We start from the raw sequence: 18,183 nt of genomic DNA, 5'->3' as shown, positions 1-18,183 counted from the left end.
GGTCTTCAGGCCACGGCTTCGGCAACGCCTTCGCCGAAATAGAAAGACTGGATGTCGGCACGCTGGCGCAGGGCCTGCGCATCGCCGCCAAGTACCGCGACTCCCGCATCGAGCACCGTTGCGCGGTCGGCGTACTGAAGCGCAACGGTGGAGTTCTGCTCGGCAACGAGGATCGACAGGCCCTGCTCGCGGTTGTGCCGCCGCAGTTGCTCGAAGATGTCGCGCACCACCAGCGGCGCCAGCCCCATCGACGGCTCGTCGAGCACCAGCAGCCGGGGCCGCGACATCAGCGCGCGGCCGATGGCCGTCATCTGCTGTTCGCCGCCGGAGCTCAGGCCGGCGAGCGTGCGTCGCCTTTCCTTCAGCTCGGGAAAGATCGCGTAGACACGCGCGAGGTCTTCGGCGACTTCCGAGCGCCGCGTGCTGCGGCCGAGCCCGCCAGTCAGCAGGTTTTCTTCCACAGTCAGCGTGCGAAAGCAGTGGCGGCCCTCCAGCACCTGAACCAGGCCAAGCCTGACGAGATCTGCCGGGCTGGTGCGGCCCGTGTCGTGCCCGTCGAAGACGATGCGCCCGGCCGTCACCTGCCCGCGCTCGGCCGGCAGCAGGTTCGACACCGCCTTGAGCGTGGTCGACTTGCCTGCACCGTTGGCGCCGAGCAGCGCGTGGATTTCGCCGGCGCGCACGTCCAGGCTCACACCGTGCAGCGCGACGATGGAGCGCTGGTACGCGGCCTCGATGGTTTCGATGCGCAACAAGGGGGCCGTCACCTCAGCTCCATGCATGGAATGGCGGCTTCACGCCATTGAGGAAATAGTTGCCCACGATGGCGTACTTCCAGCGCACCGGGTCATGCAGCGTGTGCGTGCGTGCATTGCGCCAATGGCGGTCGAGGTTGTACTGCCCCAGCGTCGAGCGCGTGCCCGCCAGTTCGAACAGCTTGTTGGTCGCAAGAATCGCGATCTCGGTAGACAGCACCTTGGCCTCCGCCGTCGCGATCTGCGCCGCGGCCACGCTGTCGGCATCTGGCGCGGCCACCGCGCGGTCGATCGCACGGCCCGCACGCTCCAGCAGGGCCTCGCTCGCATGCAGCCGGATCTGCAGGTCGCCCACCGCCTGGATCGAGTACGGGTCTTCCCATGCATGGTCGCGCTGGCTGTCTATCCACGGGCGCGTCTTGGTGCGGATGAAATCGACCGTCTCCGCGATGGTGCCGCGCGCAATGCCCACGTCGACCGCCGCCTGGATGATCTGGAAGATGGCGCCGTCGGCCGAGGGCGTGTCGTAGCCCTTGAAGGCCGGGATCAGGCGCGTCTTCGGCACCTTCACGTGGTCGATGACCACCGTGCCGCTGAGCGTGGTGCGCTGGCCGAAGGCCGACCAGTCGTCGATCACCGTGAGGCCCGGCGCATTGCGCTCGGCCACCACGTACCAGGTGTTGCCCTGTTCGTCGTTGGCCACGATGGGCACGTAGTGCGCGAGCAGCGCGCCGGTCGAATAGAACTTCTTGCCGGTCACCACCACGTGGTCGCCCGCATCGGTGAAGCGCGTCTCGAAATCGGCCGCGCGCTTGGAGCCCGATTCCGAGAACGCATTGCCCCAGCGCACGCCGCGCAGGAAGTCGGCGAAGAACAGCTTCTGCTGCGCCGCGTCGGACACCGTGCGCACCGCGGCGACGAAACCCAGGTGGTTCTGGGTGATCTGCCCGAGCGAGGGGTCGGCCGCCGAGATGATCGCGATCACCTCGGCCAGCGTGGCATACGACACCTCCGCACCGCCGAAGGCCTTGGGCACGTTGATGGCCCAGAGGCCGCTTTGCGAGTAGGCGTCGATCTCTTCGACAGGCCAGCGGCGCAGGCGGTCGCGCTCGGAGGCGCCGACGATCAGCTTCGCGGCCAGGGCATGCGCGACGGCGATGGCCTCGGCGTCGTCGCGGATCACATGCGCGGGCGTGTCGGGAAGTGGCAGGCCGGGCACTGCGTCGTTGGCTGCGGGCGGTGCGGATGCGGAAGGTTGGAGAACAGCGGACATCTGATGGCCTTTCGACTTGCGAGTGATTTCGAATGAGGACGTGCGTGGGGTTCAGTCGTCGATGCTCTTGCGCACCTTGACGTTCTTTTCCTTGGCATAGGCCAGCGAAGACTTCTCGATGATCGGCCGCAGCAGCTTCCAGTCGGGCGCGATCCAGTCGGACACCACGTTCCACTTGCTGCCGTCCCACTGCTGGAAGGCCACGCGGCCATCGCCTTCGTGGTTGTCCCAGGTCACGTTGATCGAATGGAACAGGCCCTTGGCACCGAGCGCCGCGGCGCGTGCCTCGTCGATCTTCAGGTTTTCCAGGCCCCAGCGGACTTCGTCGCCGGTGAGCGTGCGCTTGCCGAACTTCGCCTGCGCGATGCGGATGGCCTCCACGTTCAGGATGCCGTTGAGCACGCCGAGGTTGTGATAGACGCTGCCGATGCGCTTGGGGTCCTGCAGGTTGCCCTTGCCCGCGCCGTAGACGGTCTTGGTGATCTCCTGCAGCACCGGGTACTGCGCGCCCGCGGCCACGGTGGTGATGGCCACGTAGCCCTTGGCCGCATCGCCGGCAGGGATCACGTCTTCCTCGGAGTTGGACCAGACGTTGCCCACGATGTGGTCGACCGGAAAGCCCGTCTTCTGCGCTGTCTTGAGCGCCACCGGATTCATCACGCCCCAGCCGCGCAGCACCACGTAGTCGGGCTTCACGCGGCGGATGGTGAGCCACTGCGATTGCTGTTCGTTGCCCGGGTGCGGTACCTCGATCTGCTGCAGCGTGAAGCCGTACTTCTTCGCGAGCAGTTCATAGATCGGGATGGTCTCCTTGCCGTAGGGCGAGCCGTGGTACAGCACCACGATCTTCTTGCCCTTGAGCTTGTCGGTGCCGCCCTCCTTGCCCGCGATGTAGTTCACGATGCCGGAGGTTTCGCTGTACGGGTTGAGCAACAGCGGAAAGATGTACTTGAACACGCGGCCGTCAGTGGTGTCGGTGCGGCCGTGGTTGATGGTGAGCAGCGGCACCTTGTCGGCCGTCACGCGGTCGATCAGCGCATAGGCGATGCCGACCGACAGCGGGTTCCAGGTCGCGATGCCGGGGCGCTGCTTGAGGCGCTCGTACACCTCCACGCCGCGCTCCACTTCGTACTGCGTCTCGCCTTCCTCCCAGGTCAGCTTGACGCCGCCCACGCCGCCGTCGCGCGTGTTCACCAGGTTGAGGTAGTCGATGAAGCCGCCGAAGAAGCCCGTGCCGCCAGCCGCATAAGGACCGACGCGATAGCTCTGCAGCGGGAAGAACTGTTCGTTGCCGTCGGCATGCGCGAGCTGCAGGCCGCTCGCGGCCAGGGTGACGGCCACGGCCGCGGTTTTCAGGTGCTTGATGAAGGACATGGTGATGAAGGCATCCTGGGATGCGAAGGAAAAAACCAGAGAAATCTGCACTCAGGCCGGTGAGAGCCGCTTGCGCGCGCGATCCCAGAGGGCGACCAACCCTCGTGGCTCCACGGCAAGAAAGAAAATGATCAGCGCGCCCAGCACGATGCGCTGGCTCATGTCGAGCACGCCCGAATCGAACCAGCCGCCGAAGAAGAAGCTGCCCACGCGCGACAGCAGCAGCGGAAACACCACGATGAGCGCCGCGCCGAAGAAGGCCCCGCGGATCGTCGCGAGCCCGCCGATGATCACGATGAACAGGATCTGGAACGAGCGGTCGAGGTTGAAGCCCGCCGGCTCCACGGTGCGCAGGTACACGAAACCCCACAGCACGCCCGCCACGCCGACGATGAACGACGACACCGCGAACGCCAGCAGCTTGGTGCGCAGCACCGGCACGCCGATGACGCGCGCCGCCAGTTCGTTGTCGCGCACGGCGATGAAGTGGTGGCCCGTCTGCGTGCGCACGAGGCGCCATGCCAGCAGCGTCAACACCGTGACGACGGTCAGCGAGAAGATGTAGCGTCCCACCGGCGTGTCGAACACGATGCCCGCCACTTCGAGCGCTGGCGCGTCGATCACGCCAGAGGCGTTGTCGTTGCTGAACCAGCCGAACTTGGTCAGCGCCCATTGCACGAAGAACTGCGCGGCCAGCGTCGACACCGCAAGGTAGAAGCCGCGCAGCCGCAGGCTCGGCAGCCCGAACACCAGGCCGACGGCCGTGGCGGCAAGGCCAGCGAGGCCGATGCTCACGAGCAGCGGCAGTCCTTCCACGCGCAGGTTGAAGTTGTAGGCCGCGAAGGCGCCGACCGCCATGAAGGCCGCGGTACCCAGCGACAGCTGGCCTGCGTAGCCGGTCAGCAGGTTCAGCCCGACAGCCGCGAGCGACAGCGCAAGGAACGGGATCAGCAGCGCGTCGAACACATAGCCGGATGCGACAAACGGCACGACGCCGAAGGCAATGACCAGCACGGCCAGCGGCCAGGTCAATGGATGCACAGAAGCGGTACGCATGGCTCAGGCGCGCTCCACCAGTTTCTGTCCGAACAGCCCGCTTGGCCGGATCAGCAGGAAGGCCAGCGCTGCGACGTAAGCGAACCAGCTCTCGATGCCACCGCCTACGAAAGGCCCGATGTACACCTCGGCCAGCTTCTCCAGTGCGCCGATCACCAACCCGCCGACGATCGCGCCAGGAATGGAGTCGAACCCACCCAGCACCAGCACAGGCAGTGCCTTCAGCACCACGAGCGAGAGCGAGAACTGCACACCCAGCCGCGCGCCCCACAACAGCCCGGCCACCAGCGCGATGACGCCGGCCGCCGCCCACACCGTGGCCCAGATGCGCGGCAGGCGCAGGCCCACCGCGATCGCCGCATAGGTGTCGTCCGCCACCGCGCGGAACGCCAGGCCCACGCGGGTGTAGCGGAAGAAGGCCGAAAGCGCCGCCACCATTACGCCGGCCGTCGCGGCGGCGAACAGGTCGAAGGTCGAGACCATGATGCCGAAGAACTGCAGCGGCTCGTCTGCGATGCCAAGCTCCAGCGCATGCACCTGCGTGCCCCACACCAGTTGGGCCACGCCCTCGATCACGTACGACAGGCCCAGCGTTGCCATGAACAGCGTGATCGGCGGCTGGTTCACCAGCGGGCGAAGCACGGTGCGCTCGATGGTCAGGCCCAGCAGCACCATGAGGGCGAAGGTCAGCACGAGCGCAAGCGCAAAGGGCACGCCGCGCTCGACCAGGCTCACGAAGGTGAGCGCAGCAAACAGCAGCTGCGCGCCCTGCGCGAAGTTGAGCACGCCTGAAGTCTTGTAGATCAGCACGAAGCCGATGGCCACCAGTGAATACATCACGCCCGAAAGCAGGCCGCCGATGAGCACCTCGGCGAAGAAGCTGAAGTCAGCGCCGTCCATCAGGCCTGCCCCTCTGCGTCGTCATGCGCCACGCCCAGGTAGGCATCGATCACGGCCGGGTCGCTGCGCACCTCGGCCGGCGTGCCGTCCGCGATCTTGCGGCCGTAGTCGAGCACGGCCACGCGGTCCGACAGGCCCAGCACCACGCCGATGTCGTGCTCGATCAGCAGGATGGTGGTGCCGAATTCGTCGCGCGCGGCGCGCACGAAATGCGCCATCTCGCTTTTCTCGGTGACGGTCATGCCGGCCATCGGCTCGTCAAGCAGCAACAGTCGAGGCGATGCAACCAGCGCACGCGCCAGCTCCACGCGCTTCTGCAGGCCATAGGCCAGCGTGCCGGCCAGCCGCTCGCTCACGGTGCGCAGCCCGAGAAAGCCGATGATCGCTTCGGCCCGTGCGCGCGCATCCTCGCGCTCACGACGTGCGCGGCCCAGCCCGACCAGTTGTTCGATGAAAGTGGAGCGCGCCGCATCGACGCGGCCAAGCACGATGTTGTCGCGCACGCTCAGGCCTTTGAACAGCGCGAGATTCTGGAAAGTGCGCGCAACGCCCAGCCGTGCCAGCCGCGCCGTCGGCACATGGCCGAAGCTGCGTCCGCCGATCCACACGCGCCCGCGATCGGGCCGGTACAGCCCGCTGATGACGTTGACCAGCGAACTCTTGCCGGCGCCGTTGGGGCCGATGACGGCGCGGATCTCCCCCTTCGCGATGGACAGGTCCACGCCCGACAGCGCGGTGACGCCGCCGAAGGACAGGTCGATGCCCTCCAGCCGCAGCACGGCCGAGGTCGTGGCGTCGTCCCCTGCCGCAGCCGCACGCCCCGCCGGCACGAAGGCCACCGGATCGACGCCCAGCGAGACGGGCCCCGCCTCGAAGAAAAGATCGGGCATCACGAGGCTCACGCCACGGCTTCCAGTGCCGCCTTGCTCGGCTTTTCTCCGCGAGCGGCCTGCTCCGCTTCGAGCTTGCGCACCAGCGGCAGCACCTTCTCGCCGAAGTACTCCACCTCCTCGATGAAGTGCAGGAAGCCCGTCAGGACGAGGTCGACGCCGATGGCCTTGAGCGCCACGATGCGTTCGGCAATCTGCTGCGGCGTGCCGATGAGGTTGGTGCGGAAACCGTCGTTGTATTGCACGAGGTCTTCGAAGGTGGACTTGGCCCAGTTGCCCTCACCTTCGGGCGAAGACTTGCCAGCCTGCTTGGCCGCATCGCCGAAGGCGTGCACCGCCTCGACGTGTGCGTGCTTGATGATGTCGGCCAGCACGGCCTTGGCTTCCTCTTCGGTGTCGCGGGCGATGACGAACGCGTTCACGCCGATGCGCACCGTGTGGCCGTTCTGCGCGGCCTTGGCCTGGATGTCGTCGATCTGCGCCTTCAGGCCCTCGGGCGTGTTGCCGTTGGTGAAGTACCAGTCCGACACGCTGGCCGCGTTGTCGCGCGCTGCACGCGAGCTGCCACCCTGGAAGATTTCGGGGTGGGGCTTTTGCACCGGCTTCGGGCTCAGCGTGTAGTCGCTGAAGCGATAGAAGTCGCCCTTGAAGGTGAAGTTGTCCTGCGTCCAGATGCCCTTGAGCGCGCGAATGAATTCGTTGGAGCGGCGATAGCGCTCGTCATGCTCCAGCCACGGCTCGCCAATGGCCTGGAACTCACCCTTGAACCAGCCGCTCACCACGTTGATGGCGATGCGGCCATTGGAGATGTGGTCGATGGTGGCGATCTGCTTGGCCACCACGGCCGGGTTCCACGGCCCTGGCAGGATCGCAGCCAACACCTTGAGCTTGGTGGTCGCATGCAGCAGCGCCTGGCTGAAGGACACCGACTCGTGCTGGTACTCGGCACCGTAGCCAGCGGTGAAGCGAATCTGGCTCAGCGCGTATTCGAAGCCGGCCTTCTCGGCCGCGAGTGCGAGGCGCTGGTTGTATTCGAGGCTCCAGTCGGTGCGCTGCTCGATGGTGCTGACCACGAGGCCGCCGCTGACGTTGGGCACCCAGTAGGCGAACTTGACGGGGGCGGCGGTGGAAGACGGTTGGCTCATGGCAGGTTTCTCTCTGTGAACGGTCGGTGGGAGGGCTTCAGGCGGCCAGCGCAACGGGCGCGGGCTTGCGGATGGCGGGCGTGGCGGACGTGGTGGCCGGCGAGGCATCGCGCAGTTGCGGCACGGCGCGCGCCACGGCCAGCGCGATGCGTTCGCGCAGCGCGGGGTTGGCGATCTCGTAGCCCTCGAAGTCCTTCTCGACCGCGTAGACGCCGATGGGCAGCGTGCGGGCCTGGAAGAAGCTGAAGAGCGGGCGCAACTGGTGGTCGATGACCAGTGCGTGGCGGTCGCTTCCACCGGTGGCCGCGAGCAGCACGGGCTTGTCGGTCAGTGCCTCGTGGTGAACGAAGTCGAACAGGTGCTTGAAGAGGCCGGTGTACGAGCCGCGATAGACCGGGCTCGCCACCAGCAGCAGGTCGGCGGACTCGATGGCGGCAATGCTCTCTTCGACGGCGGCAGGCAACTGGTTGCGGTAGAGCACGCCGGCAAACTGCGGGCCGATCTCGCCGAGCGAGAGCACGTGCGCATCGATGGCGATCTCGTTGCCGAGCGCGGCCAGCAGTTGATCGACCAGCACCAGGGTGCGTGAGGGACGTTGCAGGCTGCCGGAGACGGCAACGACTTTCAGTTTTCGACTCATGTTGATATGACCTCTGTTTGGAAGCTGCGATCGATTCGCGGTGCACTCGATATAAGCGAATGGCGTGCCACTTCCTTTTTCCTTATGAATCAACGAGTTAGGGCGAAATGGCTATCTGCGCTCATGCTGGATCGGCAGCAGGCTGCGGGTAGGTTGCTGATGGGTCAGCAGTTCCGCAGCGATAGTTGTTTGGGGTAGATCGGTATGCGGCCGTCGCATGAACGCCAGGCAGCAATCCGATGAAAAATCTGCTTCCCCCGCAGCAGGGTGATGTGCGCGTTGGAAAGCACAACGGGCCTGCGACGCGAAGCCGCAGGCCCGTTGCAAGGCAATGCCGAAGTTCAGGAATAGAAGCTGGGTTGCGGCACGCGCGCATTGAGCGCCCAGTCGCCGAGTTCTCGCAGCTTGTAGTCGACCGGATCGTGCAGCGTGTGCACGCGCAGGTTGCGCCAGTAGCGGTCCAGGCGCAGCGCGGCAGTGGTGGCGCGCGCGCCCGTCACCTCGAACATGCGGTGCGCCACCTCGAGGCTCGCGCGTGTGCTCGCGACCTTGGCTGCGGCAACAGCAACAGCCACCTGCCCGCGCTCGTGCTCATCGAGCGAAGTGCCGCGCAGCCACGCCTGATCGAAGGCCGCGGCCGCATGGTCCAGCAGCATGCGGGCGCCTTGCAGCGCGAGCCAGAAATCGCCGTAGTGCGTGAGCACGTAAGGATCTTCGTTTGCCGCCGAAGCCGTCGAGAACAGCCAGGGCCGGCCTTGCTGCAGCGTGAACGACCTCGCCTCTTCGAGCGCGCCCTCCCCCAGGCCGAGGTAGATGTTCGCGAGGATCAGTTGCGCAAGCAGCGGGCGCAGGCAGGCGAACGGCGTCGAGAGCGGGCCGGGGTCGAGTAGCAGTTCATTCGTCTCGACGCGCACGCCATCGAACACCACGCTGCCGCTGTCGGTCTGGCGCTGGCCCATGTTGTCCCAATCGCCCTGCACCGCAATGCCGGCGCGCCCCGTGGGCACGACGCCAATCAGCAGGCGATCGTTCGCGTCGAGGGCCGAGGCGAGCAGCATGTCGGAGTCGCTGGCACCGGAGCAGAAGCTCTTGCGGCCCGAGAACACATAGCCCCCGTCGACGGCTTGCGCGCGCGTGGACTTGTCGAGCGGGTTCAACGCATTGCCCCAGAACCAGCGCTGCGCGCGGGTCTGTTCGATCCACGGCTGCCACTGCCCGCGTTGCGCAAAGAGCTGCGTGGTCGCGAGCAGCAGATGATGAAAGGCGAACAGGTGCGCCACCGAGCTGTCGACACGCGCAAAGCCGCGCACCACGTCGAGCGTCTGCTGCCAACTCGCGCCCAGGCCGCCGAGTTCGGTCGGCACGCTGAGCATCAGCAGGCCGCTGCCCCGCAGCAGGTCGCGCTCGACCTTCGGGGTGCCGCCACGCTGGTCGCGCTCGACGGCGGTCTGCGCCAATGTCTGCGCGACGCGCTGCGCGCTCGCATGCCACGGCACGACTTCGTCGCCGGCCTCCGCGGAGAAATGCTTCATGCGGCGGCCTTCTCGGGCACGGGCACAGACAGGGGCGCCTGCAGAGCCTGCGAAGGCGGCGGCACGATGTCGTTGGCAATGACCTCACCGAAAGGGCCGGTGATGTTGGCTTGCCCCGCCGGGCGCGCATGGTCGAGCGGCAGCAGCGGAAACAGCAGCTCGGCCACGCGATAGGCCTCCTCAAGATGCGGATAGCCCGAGAAGATGAAAGTCTCCACGCCGAGTGCCGCGTATTCCTTGATGCGCGCCGCCACCTCTTCGGGGCTGCCCACCAGCGCCGTGCCCGCGCCGCCGCGCACCAGGCCCACGCCGGCCCACAGGTTGGGCGACACCTCCAGCCTGTCGCGCCGCCCGCCGTGCAATGCGGCCATGCGCTGCTGGCCCACCGAGTCGAAGCGCGAGAAGGCCTTCTGCGCGGCCGCGATGGTGTCGTCGGTCACGTAGGAAATGAGTTCGTCTGCAGCGCGCCAGGCCGCCTCGCTGGTCTCGCGCACGATCACATGCAGGCGGATGCCGAAGCGCAGCGTGCGGCCGTGCTTTGCCGCCGCGGCGCGGGCCTTCGCGATCTTGTCGGCCACGTCGGCCGGCGGCTCGCCCCAGGTGAGGTACACGTCGACCTGCTCGCCCGCGAGTGCGATGGCTGCGTCCGACGAGCCGCCGAACCACAGGGGCGGATAGGGCTTCTGCACCGGCGGATAGAGCGTCTTGGCGTTCTCCACGCGCAGGTGCTTGCCCGAGAAGTTGACGGTCTCGCCGGCCGCAACGCCGCGCCAGATGCGCAGGAATTCATCGGTGACCTCGTAGCGCTCGGCATGCGTCAGGAAGCTGCCGTCGCCATGTTGCTCATCGGGGTCGCCGCCGGTCACCACGTTGATGAGCAGGCGGCCATCGGAAAAGCGGTCGAGCGTCGCGGCCTGGCGCGCGGAGACCGTTGGCGAAATGATGCCGGGACGGATCGCCACCAGGAATTTGAGTCGCTCGGTCTGCGCCGCGAGTGACGAGGCGACCACCCACGAGTCTTCGCAGGAACGCCCCGTGGGAATCAGCACGCCTTCGTAGCCCAGTTCGTCGGCGGCCTGTGCCACTTGCCGCAGGTATCGATGGCTCACGGTGCGTGCGCCGCGCGAGGTGCCGAGGTAGCGGCTGTCGCCGTGCGTGGGAAGAAACCAGAAAAGTTGCATGAGGCGGTTCAGCAGTTAGCGTGCCAGTCGAGCTGCCTGTGGGAACGCGCCGAAACGCGCGATTTGTGCTGCTCCAGCAGCAGCGGAACACCACATCTGCTGCGCGCGGCACATTGCCCGCCCGCACTGCTGCCATGGAAGCAAAACAAGGATCGATATACGCATCGCATCGTTGGCCGGGCGCTTGCGCGCCGCCAACATGCTGCTGGCGCAGCAACCGTGCTGCCTGCACATACCGAGGCCTTGTGTGAGTTCAGTGAGTTCCGTTCTTTCCATTCCTGCTTCCGAATCCCCTCGCGACATCGCCCGCGAGCTGATGCAGCGCTTCGCGGCCACCGCGGTGGAGCGCGACGAGCGCGGTGGCACGCCGAAGGCCGAGCGCGATGCCCTGCGTGAAAGCGGCCTGCTCGCCTTGAGCATCCCGTCCGAATTCGGCGGCGGTGGCGCGGACTGGCGCGAGACGCTCGACGTCGTGCGCCTGCTCGCGCAGGCCGATAGTTCGCTCGCGCATGTATTCGGCTTTCATCATCTGATGCTCGCCACGGTGCGCCTCTTCGCGCGGCCCGTGCAATGGCAGCCATGGTTCGAGCAGACCGCGCGCCGCCGGTGGTTCTGGGGCAACGCCCTCAACCCGCTGGACGACCGCACGGTGTCCAGCGCGCACGAGGGCTGGCGCGAGTTCACCGGGCAGAAGAGCTTCTGCTCGGGCGCGCTCGATTCCGAAATGCTGATCGCCTCGGCGCGCGAGGAAGGCAGTGGCGCCTTCATCGTCGCGGCGGTACCCACCGGCCGCTCGGGCATCTTCGTCGCGCCCGACTGGAACAATATCGGCCAGCGCCAGACCGACAGCGGCAGCGTGACCTTCGAGAAGGTGCGCGTCGAGCAGCACGAGGTGCTGGCCGATCCGGGCCCGCTCTCGACGCCCTTCGCCTGCCTGCGGCCGCTGGTGTCGCAACTCGTGCTGGCCAACATCTACCTCGGCATTGCGGAGGCGGCCTTCAACGATGCAAGGCATTACACGCTGCACGAGTCGCGCCCGTGGCATACGGCCCATGTGTCGCAGATGCACGAAGACCCCTATGTGCTCGGCCACTACGGCGACTTCTGGGTCGGCCTGGAGAGCGTGCGCGTGCTGGCCGACCGCGCGGCCGACCGGCTCGACGCGGCATGGCGGCTCGGCCCCGCGTTGACCGAGGCCGAGCGCGGCGACGTCGCGGTGGCCGTGGCCACCGCGAAGGTCGCGGCGACAAACACGGGGCTGGACATCTGTACGCGCATGTTCGATGTGGCCGGCGCGCGTGCCACGCATGGCGGCCTGCGCCTTGACCGTCACTGGCGCAACCTGCGCACCCAGACCTTGCATGACCCCGTGGCCTACAAACTGCGCGAACTCGGCGAATGGGCCCTCAAGCAGCAATACCCCGTACCGACCTTCTACTCATGACCGCCTTCACCCGCCCTCTCGCTGTGCTGCCGCCGGCCGACGCCTCCCCCGCATCGGACGAGGACTGGGATGCCCCCACCCTGCTGACGCTGCCCAACCCGCGCAAGCTCACCACCTCGATCCGCGCCACGGCCCAGGTGTTCCAGGATCCGCGCTCGGCTGCGCTGCTCGAACGTGTGCGCATGGTGGCGCCCAGCGATGCCAACGTGCTCATCATCGGAGAGACCGGCACCGGCAAGGAGCTGATCGCGCGCCACGTACACGACCTGAGCCGCCGCAGCAGCCGGCCTTTCGTGGCTGTGAACTGCGGTGCCTTCTCCGAGAGCCTGGTCGAGAGCGAGCTCTTCGGCCACGAGAAAGGCGCCTTCACCGGCGCGTTCTCGGCCAAGTCGGGCTGGTTCGAGGCGGCCAACGGCGGCACGCTGTTCCTCGACGAGATCGGCGACCTGCCACTGTCGATCCAGGTCAAGCTGCTGCGCGTGCTGCAGGAGCGCGAGGTGGTGCGGCTGGGCTCGCGCAAGAGCGTGCCCATCGACGTGCGCGTGGTGGCCGCGACCAATGTGCGGCTGCAGGACGCGGTGGCCGCCGGCAACTTCCGCGAAGACCTGTTCTACCGGCTGCACGTGGTGCACCTTGCGCTGCCGACGCTGCGCGAGCGGCCCGGCGACATTCTTCCGCTGGCGCGGCATTTCATCGAGGAGTACCGCCAGCGGCTGGGCTACGGCGCGGTGCGGCTCGATGCGAGTGCCGAACAGAAGCTCTCCGAGCACACCTGGCCCGGCAACATCCGCGAGCTGGAGAACGTGATTCACCACGCGCTGCTGATCTGCCAGCACGGCGTGCTGGGCGCGGAGCATCTGCATCTGTCCTCGTTGAACATCCAGAGGCGTCCAGCCGAGAGCGAGGTCTCCGCGCACGCAACGCCGCAGCAAGCGCTGGAGACGGTGCTGCGCGAGCTGTTCAACGAGCCTCACGAACAGATGTTCGAACTGATCGAGGACACCGTGATGCGCACCGCCTTCGAGTTCTGCCACCGCAATCAAGTGCAGGCGGCCAGGCTGCTTGGGATCAGCCGCAACATCCTGCGCTCCAGGCTCATCAAGAGTCGGGAGATTTCCGCGTTGAAGTAGTCCCCGGACCGGTTCGGTCTTTCGCAGCATTGCGGTCATCGCGTTGCCGTTGTCGATGCTCAGGACCGTGCATTGAAGGCGGTCGCCAGCGCAGCAGCCTGGAGGTGAAGGACCGTGGAGCCAATGCGACCAGTGCGTCCAGATGGTTCAATGACCCGCCGTCTGCGGCACTTCGCGCGCCAGCACCCGCCCCGGCCGCGCGCCCGTCGACCCGCCATCGCGCCACACGATCGCACCATTGACGATCACCGCCTCGATGCCATGGGCCGGTGCAATGGGCGCTTCGTACGTGGCGGCTTCGCCCACGGTGTCCGCGTCGAACAGGGCCAGGTCGGCATATGCGCCCTCCTTCAGCACACCGCGGTCCTTCAGGCCGAAGTTCTTCGCGGTCAGTCCGGTCATCTTGTAGATCGCGGTTTCCAGCGGGAACAGCCCGAGCAGGCGCCCGTAGTGACCCAGCACGCGCGGAAAGCTGCCCCACAGCCGCGGATGCGGCGCGGCATCGTGCGGCAGGCCGTCGGAGCCGATCATGGTCTGGTCGAACTTCAGGATGCGCTGCACGTCGGCCTCGTCCAGCCTGAAGTAGATACCGCCGGCGGGACTGAGGCGCCGGATTGCCTCTTCCTCGGTAACGCCCATTTCCTTTGCGATGACGTCCAGGTCGCGGCCGGCATGTTCGGGCAGCGATTTCGACCAGCTCACGATCACGCGCGAAGAGCTTGCCGCCCGGTCTGCCGACAGGATGGTGGAGCCTGCCGTGTAGGGGTAGCAGTCCAGGCAGATCGGCTGCTTGGCCATGTTCTTCTCGATGAAGGACAGCGCCTCTTCCGACCGGCCATGGTTCGCCGGCCCCACCACCTTCATGTGCGAGATCACCACCTGCACCCCGACTTCGCGGCCGACGCGAAAGGTTTCTTCGAGCGAGTCGATCACCTGGTCAGCCTCGTTGCGCATGTGGGTGCAATACACGCCGTTGAATTCCTTCAGCGGACGGCAGGTTTCGATCACCTCCTCGGTGGGCGCGGCAATCGACGGTTCGTAGAACAGGCCGGTGGACACGCCGATGGCGCCGGCCTGCAGCGCCTCCTGCACCAGTTCGCGCATGCGGGCGATCTGTTCCTGCGTCGCCGGCAGTCCGAGGTCGTCCAGCGTCGCAACCCGCAAGGTGGTGTGGCCCACCAGCAAGGCGCAGTTGGTCGCGGCTGGCTTGGCGCGCAGTTCCTCGATGTACGAGGCGAAGGTGGGAAAGGAGAACCAGTCGCCCTGCTCGTCGAGCAAGTTCAGCGGTGGCGTGACCGGTTGCGTGATGCCGCCCGGCATCGGCGCCAGCGAAATACCGCAGTTGCCCGCGATCACCGTTGTGATGCCCTGGCTGACCTTGGGCGCCATGTCGGGGCTGGACAGCATTAGGCGGTCGTCGTGGGTGTGGGCGTCGATGAAGCCGGGCGCCGCGACACGCCCTGCCCGGTCGATCTCCACCTCGCCGTGCGCTGCGGACAGATCGCCGATGCGCGCGATGCGGTCGCCGCGAATGCCGATGTCGCCCGTGAAGCGGGGCGCGCCGGTGCCGTCGACGATGCTTGCGTTGCGGATCAGAAGGTCGAATTTTTCCTGCATCGATTGCCTTGGATTGAAAGGAGTTAAAGCAGCGCGCCGCGAGCGGCGATCAGCCACAGGGCTTCCACCCGCTCGCCGCGCACGCAGATCAGGTCGTCGTAGAGATTGACGGTCGGGTCGCAATGGCCGGGCACCAGCATCAGCTGGTCACCCAGAGAAAGCGCGGCGGCATCGGGCGTGGCCAGCGCACCGTGCTCGTCGGCGGCTTTCACGTAGCGCAGGTCGGGCCGCTGCCACACGGTGGGCATGCCCGAGTCCACGCTGGAGGCCTTGAGGCCCGCGTCGACGATGGCACGCTCGGGCGTGGCTCGGCTCATGACGGTGGTGCGCACGAACAGGGCGTGCTCGAACGCGATGTCGTGCTCGCCACGCTGGTTGTCGCCGTAGTCGCGATCCATGAAGACGTAGGAGCCGGCCTGGATTTCGTTGAAGACGCCAGAGTCGCGCTCGTGCAGGAAGCTGCCGGTGCCCGCCCCCGTTACGCGCTCGACGGGGATGCCGCAGGCCTCGATGGCGGCGCGGGTCAAGCGCGCGGCCTCTGCGGCGACGGCAATGGCCGCGGCGCGGTCTTGCGGCGCTCGCAGGTGCTGGGCCGGCCCGTGATAGCAGTGCAGGCCCATGAAGCGCAGCGGTGCACTGGCCGCGATCTGCTGCGCAAGCCGCACTGCTTCTTCGCCGGGGGCCACACCACAGCGGTTGGCCCCGACGTTGACCTCGACATACACATCCAGCGTCACGTCCTCAGCCTGCGCTACGGCAACCAGCGCCTGCACCTGTTGCGGGTGATCGACCAGCACGCCCATGCGTGCGCGGCGGGCCAGTGCGGCCAGGCGGCGCAGCTTGGTTTCGCCCATCACCTGGTTGGTGACCAGCACGTCAGCGATGCCGGCTTCGACGAACACGGCCGCCTCGCTGACCTTCTGGCAGCAGATGCCGGCCGCGCCCAGGGCGATCTGGCGCAGGGCGATTTCCGGCGTCTTGTGACACTTGGCATGGGCGCGCAGGCGCACGCCGCTGCCGCGCAGTGCCTCGGCCATGCGCGCGAGGTTGCGCTCGAAGGCATCGAGGTCGAGCACGAGCGCGGGGGTGTCGATGGCGTCGAGGCGATCGCCGGGCCTTGCGGCTTTCCAGGGAGTCATGGTGAGTTGGCCTTCAGTCGATCTTCGCGCCCGAGTCCTTGATGATCTTGGCCCACTTGAGCGTCTCGCGGCGCGAGAGGTCGAGGAACTGCTCCGACGTGGCGAAATCGGTCTCGGCGCCCAGCAGCCTGAAGCGCTCGCGCAATGCCGGGTTGGCCAGTGCGGTGCGGATCTCGGCATTGAGGCGCGCCACCACGTCCTTGGGCATGCGGGCCGGCCCGATGATGCCGCCCCAGGCTTCCACCTCGAAGCCCGGCACGCCGGCCTCGGCGATGGTAGGAATGTCCGGATAGGTGGGCGAGCGCTGGCGCGACGAGATGCCCAGCGCCCTCACCTTGCCCGCCTGGGCCTGCGGGCCGGACACCGGCGTGTTGACCATCATGAGCTGCACGCCGCCGCCGATCAGGTCGGTAATGGCCGCCGTTGCGGCCTTGTAGGGCACGTGCAGCATGTCGGTGCCGGTCATGGCCTTGAAGAGCTCGACGCCCAGGTGCGCGGTGGTGCCGTTGCCGTCGGACGCGAAGGCCAGCTTGCCGGGGTTCTTCTTCGCGTAGGCAACGAGCTCGGGCACGGTCTTGACCGGCAGGTCGTTGTTGACGATCAGCAGGTTGGACAGGCGCAGCGTGTTGGCGACCAGCGTCAGGTCTTTCTCGACGTCGTACGGCACGCTGGGCAGCAGCGACCGGTTGGTGGCCAGCGAGACGATGTTGCCGTAGGCCAGCGTGTAGCCGTCGGGCGCGGAATGCACCAGGTCCATGGTGCCGATCGTGTAGGAGCCGCCGGGCTTGTTGTCGACCACGATAGGCACGCCCATCTGCTGCGACAACTGAGCGCCCAGCGCGCGCATCAACGCGTCGGGTGCGCCGCCCGGGGCCGAGGGCACGATCAGGCGGATCGGCTTGTCGGGATAGGCCGCGAGGCCCGGCATCGAAACCGCCGACAGCGCGGCGAGGACGAGAGTACACAGCAAGGCACGTAGACGCATGGCAGAGAACTCCGGCAATGAAGGATCGGTGTGCGGATGATCTGCCCGCGAACCGGGTTGGACAAGCCATGTTTCCTGGGTTTAGCATGAGCTTTCCTCATGCACGAGGCCGGTGCGTATAGGCAGCTCCATCGGTTGCATGCACCAGACTTGCTCTTTTCTCATGAACCATCACGTTCGCGCTCCCTCGACGATGTCCCTGATGTGCCTGGAGGCCAGCGCGCGGCTGCGCTCCTTCACTGCTGCCGCGCAGGAGCTCCGCCTCACGCAAGGCGCTGTGAGCCGGCAGGTGCAGACACTGGAAGACCGGCTCGGCGTAAAGCTCTTCACGCGCCGGCGCGAGGCCCTGGCCCTGACGGACGCGGGCCGCTACTACCTGGGCGAAGTCGGGCCGCTGCTGCAGCGGCTGGAGCGCGCCACCGCCAATGTGATGGCGCTCAAGGGCCGGGGTGGCGAGCTTTCGCTGTCGGTTGGCGCTTCGGTCGGCAGCTACTGGCTGATTCCGCGCCTGCCCGGGTTCACGCGCGACCATGGCGAGATCACGCTCAACCTGGGCACACGCGTGGGGCCGGTGGACTTCAGCGCCACGCCGGTCGATGCGTCGCTGGAATTCGGCGACGGCCAGCGGCCGGGCCTGCGCAGCGAGTTCGTGCTGCCGCTGGACCTCTCGCCCTACGCGGCGCCAGCCTGGATCGCCGAGCACGGCAAGGCGGTCGATGTGAACACGCCGCGCTCGGCGCTGATCCACCACCAGACCCTGCCCGGCGCATGGGACGAATGGTTCGCACGCGAAGGCATTGTGGGCGAGGCAGGACGCGAAGGGCCGCGCTACGACATCATGTCGATGGCCCTCAACGCCTCGCTGGCCGGCATGGGCGTGGCGCTGCTGCCGCCCTACATGAGCGACGAGTCGGTGGCGTCGGGGCGCCTGCGGCGGCTGTCGCGCCGCAAATGGCGCTATGCCAAGGGCTACTACCTCGTGTATCCGGAAGAGTCGGCGCAGATGCAGTCGCTGCAGGTCTTCAGGCAATGGCTGCTGGCGCAGGTGAACGACTCCTAGCGTCCTGCCGCCGGTCTTGACCCAGGTCAAGCGCCAGGCCCTACCTCGTGGCTAGCATCGAA

16 protein-coding genes are annotated in these 18,183 nt (G+C 67.1%); 3 read left to right on the top strand and 13 right to left on the bottom strand.

Annotated features, from left to right (window positions below):
• Positions 1 to 5 precede the first annotated feature (5 nt).
• From BLV60_RS27175 to ssuD, 10 genes are all read right to left on the bottom strand, one after another.
• Complete coding sequence (locus tag BLV60_RS27175) at positions 6 to 767, bottom strand: ABC transporter ATP-binding protein (protein ID WP_093058406.1); 762 nt, start codon at positions 765 to 767, stop codon at positions 6 to 8.
• A 1-nt stretch (position 768) separates the two neighbouring features.
• Positions 769 to 2,028 carry an SfnB family sulfur acquisition oxidoreductase gene (locus BLV60_RS27170; RefSeq protein WP_093058405.1) on the bottom strand — a complete coding sequence of 420 codons (1,260 nt, stop codon included), beginning with the start codon at positions 2,026 to 2,028 and terminating at the stop codon, positions 769 to 771.
• 51 nt (positions 2,029 to 2,079) lie between these two features.
• On the bottom strand, positions 2,080 to 3,402 hold the full coding sequence (locus BLV60_RS27165) for an ABC transporter substrate-binding protein (RefSeq protein ID WP_093058435.1): 1,323 nt from the start codon (positions 3,400 to 3,402) through the stop codon (positions 2,080 to 2,082).
• A 51-nt stretch (positions 3,403 to 3,453) separates the two neighbouring features.
• Positions 3,454 to 4,458, bottom strand: coding sequence for a branched-chain amino acid ABC transporter permease (locus BLV60_RS27160; protein ID WP_093058404.1), 1,005 nt, complete (start codon positions 4,456 to 4,458; stop codon positions 3,454 to 3,456).
• A 3-nt stretch (positions 4,459 to 4,461) separates the two neighbouring features.
• Positions 4,462 to 5,358 (bottom strand): branched-chain amino acid ABC transporter permease, encoded by an 897-nt coding sequence (locus BLV60_RS27155; RefSeq protein WP_093058403.1) that lies wholly within the window; start codon positions 5,356 to 5,358, stop codon positions 4,462 to 4,464.
• Complete coding sequence (locus BLV60_RS27150; RefSeq protein WP_093058434.1) at positions 5,358 to 6,248, bottom strand: ABC transporter ATP-binding protein; 891 nt, start codon at positions 6,246 to 6,248, stop codon at positions 5,358 to 5,360. Before BLV60_RS27150 ends, BLV60_RS27155 begins: the two co-directional genes overlap by 1 nt.
• 8 nt (positions 6,249 to 6,256) lie before the next feature.
• On the bottom strand, positions 6,257 to 7,393 hold the full coding sequence (gene sfnG / locus BLV60_RS27145; protein WP_093058402.1) for a dimethylsulfone monooxygenase SfnG: 1,137 nt from the start codon (positions 7,391 to 7,393) through the stop codon (positions 6,257 to 6,259).
• Positions 7,394 to 7,430: 37 nt separating this feature from the next.
• Positions 7,431 to 8,033, bottom strand: a complete 603-nt coding sequence (msuE, locus tag BLV60_RS27140) for an FMN reductase (protein WP_093058401.1) — start codon at positions 8,031 to 8,033, stop codon at positions 7,431 to 7,433.
• 341 nt (positions 8,034 to 8,374) lie between these two features.
• Complete coding sequence (locus BLV60_RS27135; RefSeq protein ID WP_093058400.1) at positions 8,375 to 9,565, bottom strand: acyl-CoA dehydrogenase family protein; 1,191 nt, start codon at positions 9,563 to 9,565, stop codon at positions 8,375 to 8,377.
• Complete coding sequence (ssuD, locus tag BLV60_RS27130) at positions 9,562 to 10,746, bottom strand: FMNH2-dependent alkanesulfonate monooxygenase (protein WP_093058399.1); 1,185 nt, start codon at positions 10,744 to 10,746, stop codon at positions 9,562 to 9,564. Before ssuD ends, BLV60_RS27135 begins: the two co-directional genes overlap by 4 nt.
• Positions 10,747 to 11,002: 256 nt before the next feature.
• Between ssuD and BLV60_RS27125 the strand changes: the two genes are divergently transcribed.
• Both BLV60_RS27125 and BLV60_RS27120 read left to right on the top strand, forming a co-directional pair.
• Positions 11,003 to 12,190, top strand: coding sequence for an acyl-CoA dehydrogenase family protein (locus BLV60_RS27125; protein ID WP_371127408.1), 1,188 nt, complete (start codon positions 11,003 to 11,005; stop codon positions 12,188 to 12,190).
• Positions 12,187 to 13,320: a sigma-54 interaction domain-containing protein gene (locus BLV60_RS27120; protein ID WP_093058397.1), complete on the top strand. Its 1,134-nt coding sequence runs from the start codon at positions 12,187 to 12,189 to the stop codon at positions 13,318 to 13,320. The genes BLV60_RS27125 and BLV60_RS27120 overlap by 4 nt, the downstream gene beginning before the upstream one ends.
• A gap of 147 nt (positions 13,321 to 13,467) precedes the next feature.
• Here BLV60_RS27120 and BLV60_RS27115 read toward each other — a convergent pair whose 3' ends face one another.
• The 3 genes from BLV60_RS27115 to BLV60_RS27105 are packed head-to-tail and all read right to left on the bottom strand — an operon-like array spanning position 13,468 to position 17,061.
• A complete protein-coding gene (locus BLV60_RS27115; RefSeq protein WP_093058396.1) occupies positions 13,468 to 14,937 on the bottom strand; it encodes an N-acyl-D-amino-acid deacylase family protein in 1,470 nt (489 codons plus the stop codon).
• Between the two features lie 23 nt (positions 14,938 to 14,960).
• Positions 14,961 to 16,076, bottom strand: a complete 1,116-nt coding sequence (locus tag BLV60_RS27110) for a DSD1 family PLP-dependent enzyme (RefSeq protein ID WP_093058395.1) — start codon at positions 16,074 to 16,076, stop codon at positions 14,961 to 14,963.
• 13 nt (positions 16,077 to 16,089) lie between these two features.
• Positions 16,090 to 17,061, bottom strand: a complete 972-nt coding sequence (locus BLV60_RS27105; RefSeq protein WP_093058394.1) for a Bug family tripartite tricarboxylate transporter substrate binding protein — start codon at positions 17,059 to 17,061, stop codon at positions 16,090 to 16,092.
• Between the two features lie 163 nt (positions 17,062 to 17,224).
• Here BLV60_RS27105 and BLV60_RS27100 point away from each other — a divergent pair, with 163 nt between their 5' ends.
• Positions 17,225 to 18,121 (top strand): LysR substrate-binding domain-containing protein, encoded by an 897-nt coding sequence (locus BLV60_RS27100; RefSeq protein ID WP_256329601.1) that lies wholly within the window; start codon positions 17,225 to 17,227, stop codon positions 18,119 to 18,121.
• Positions 18,122 to 18,183: the final 62 nt, after the last annotated feature.

Origin of the sequence: Variovorax sp. YR634, assembly GCF_900106655.1 — a bacterium.
Lineage (GTDB): Bacteria > Pseudomonadota > Gammaproteobacteria > Burkholderiales > Burkholderiaceae_C > Variovorax.
The sequence above is the reverse complement of the archived record's forward strand: the minus strand, read 5'-3'. Positions and strand labels throughout refer to the sequence as shown.

Bases quoted from the DNA above. Each gene is read 5' to 3' on its own strand.
- msuE (WP_093058401.1), bottom strand. From the start codon at position 8,033: ATGAGTCGAAAACTGAAAGTCGTTGCCGTCTCCGGCAGCCTGCAACGT.
- BLV60_RS27135 (WP_093058400.1), bottom strand. From the start codon at position 9,565: ATGAAGCATTTCTCCGCGGAGGCCGGCGACGAAGTCGTGCCGTGGCAT.
- BLV60_RS27170 (WP_093058405.1), bottom strand. From the start codon at position 2,028: ATGTCCGCTGTTCTCCAACCTTCCGCATCCGCACCGCCCGCAGCCAAC.
- BLV60_RS27155 (WP_093058403.1), bottom strand. From the start codon at position 5,358: ATGGACGGCGCTGACTTCAGCTTCTTCGCCGAGGTGCTCATCGGCGGC.
- BLV60_RS27120 (WP_093058397.1), top strand. From the start codon at position 12,187: ATGACCGCCTTCACCCGCCCTCTCGCTGTGCTGCCGCCGGCCGACGCC.
- BLV60_RS27105 (WP_093058394.1), bottom strand. From the start codon at position 17,061: ATGCGTCTACGTGCCTTGCTGTGTACTCTCGTCCTCGCCGCGCTGTCG.
- BLV60_RS27160 (WP_093058404.1), bottom strand. From the start codon at position 4,458: ATGCGTACCGCTTCTGTGCATCCATTGACCTGGCCGCTGGCCGTGCTG.
- BLV60_RS27110 (WP_093058395.1), bottom strand. From the start codon at position 16,076: ATGACTCCCTGGAAAGCCGCAAGGCCCGGCGATCGCCTCGACGCCATC.
- BLV60_RS27150 (WP_093058434.1), bottom strand. From the start codon at position 6,248: ATGCCCGATCTTTTCTTCGAGGCGGGGCCCGTCTCGCTGGGCGTCGAT.
- BLV60_RS27100 (WP_256329601.1), top strand. From the start codon at position 17,225: ATGAACCATCACGTTCGCGCTCCCTCGACGATGTCCCTGATGTGCCTG.
- BLV60_RS27165 (WP_093058435.1), bottom strand. From the start codon at position 3,402: ATGTCCTTCATCAAGCACCTGAAAACCGCGGCCGTGGCCGTCACCCTG.
- BLV60_RS27115 (WP_093058396.1), bottom strand. From the start codon at position 14,937: ATGCAGGAAAAATTCGACCTTCTGATCCGCAACGCAAGCATCGTCGAC.
- ssuD (WP_093058399.1), bottom strand. From the start codon at position 10,746: ATGCAACTTTTCTGGTTTCTTCCCACGCACGGCGACAGCCGCTACCTC.
- sfnG (WP_093058402.1), bottom strand. From the start codon at position 7,393: ATGAGCCAACCGTCTTCCACCGCCGCCCCCGTCAAGTTCGCCTACTGG.